The organism is Bathymodiolus heckerae thiotrophic gill symbiont (assembly GCF_900128515.1).
GTDB lineage: Bacteria > Pseudomonadota > Gammaproteobacteria > PS1 > Pseudothioglobaceae > Thioglobus_A.
Genome location: NZ_FQTP01000211.1, coordinates 1 through 1,247, shown reverse-complemented (window position 1 = coordinate 1,247; position 1,247 = coordinate 1). Strand labels below are relative to the sequence as shown.

Here is a 1,247-nt window from a genome sequence, read left to right as displayed (position 1 = left end):
ACGACCTTTCCTTGTCGGTTCCTGACTTAAGAGCCTCTTTGTCCTCATGTTCCAGCTCTTCGTCTTCTTCATTATCTCTTGAGCCTTTATCCCAAGGAGCAAGACTGCCTGAAGGCTTTGAGCTATTCGACGGGTTTTGATTGAGGCGCTCCATTGCTTCTTTAAGATCATTGGCCAGATTGATGCTCAACCCAGCGAGTGCGTCAGGATCTTTTTCCAGAAGTTTGCGGATGAATGGCTCATCAATTTGTAGTAATTCCTGTTCCTTGAGAACCATGAGCCTTAAACGCCTTTGTGAAATTATCGATATAATAAACACTTACAAGGTGTTTTTGTCAAGATTTTTAGGTTTTAACCGTAAGGGTCTGAACGGTTACCCTACGTCATGAATAAGTAAGCCACTCCTAGTGGAATTTAAATCGTTTTTTAAAAAAACTAGAGTCTTGAATGAAAATACCTCCTGATTTGAAGTCATATTGATTGATCTGCTCATCAATCTTATTACCATTCATTGCTGTACGGTAAACTAAATCATGTTGAAAAAAAGCATTATCAACACCTGTATGTTTTTTGAAATTTTTGAAAAAATCAAGGCTATTTACAGCTAGATCCATTATTTCTGGAACAGGGTCAAAAGCTCTAACAATAGCTCCAGTCGTAGACGTAGCACCGCTTTCACCAACCTTTTTTGCTTCAACTAACAGAACTTTATTGCCTAATATTTTCGATAATTCAAAAAAAATACTAGAACCTATAATTCCACCACCAACAATAATTGTATTGTAATTATCTCTCAGCATTATTAGTTCCACCAAACAGAAAATAGATGCATTGTTTTGTCGCTACAGTTAATTAGAAGGTGCGATTCATTCGAATCAAAAACAACTATATCACCAGTATTGATAGCAATCTCTTCTATACCATTGACAACAACTTTCCCTTCGCCCTCCGAAACCATCAAAGCTTCTTTAACACCATGAACATCTAAAGGCGCGGATGAATTGCTTGCTAACGTTAATCTCCCTAAGCCTATTGGTGCTGGCTTACAAAGAGAACGCATTACAGCATTTTGACTAATTAAGGAGTCTCCAAATTCTTCCTTTGATGAAAAATGTAGGGTGGTGATGATATGGACTCCTCTCTCTCCAACGGTGCGATAATACACCTAAGAGAAATAACGGAGCAAAGAGGAGCCCGACATGAATAATAGCGTAATTGGATTGGATATAGCAAAAAACATTTTTCAC

2 protein-coding genes and 1 pseudogene are annotated in these 1,247 nt (G+C 37.9%); all 3 read right to left on the bottom strand.

Annotation, left to right across the window (positions count from 1 at the left end):
• A pseudogene (locus BTHERMOSOX_RS11310) lies at positions 1-277 on the bottom strand (hypothetical protein); the annotation flags it as partial.
• A 127-nt stretch (positions 278-404) separates the two neighbouring features.
• Positions 405-800: an FAD-dependent oxidoreductase gene (locus BTHERMOSOX_RS11305; protein ID WP_138121213.1), complete on the bottom strand. Its 396-nt coding sequence runs from the start codon at positions 798-800 to the stop codon at positions 405-407.
• 2 nt (positions 801-802) lie between these two features.
• Positions 803-1,060 (bottom strand): cupin domain-containing protein, encoded by a 258-nt coding sequence (locus BTHERMOSOX_RS11300; protein WP_138121212.1) that lies wholly within the window; start codon positions 1,058-1,060, stop codon positions 803-805.
• Between the last annotated feature and the right edge of the window lie 187 nt (positions 1,061-1,247).

Bases quoted from the DNA above. Each gene is read 5' to 3' on its own strand.
- BTHERMOSOX_RS11300 (WP_138121212.1), bottom strand. From the start codon at position 1,060: ATGCGTTCTCTTTGTAAGCCAGCACCAATAGGCTTAGGGAGATTAACG.
- BTHERMOSOX_RS11305 (WP_138121213.1), bottom strand. From the start codon at position 800: ATGCTGAGAGATAATTACAATACAATTATTGTTGGTGGTGGAATTATA.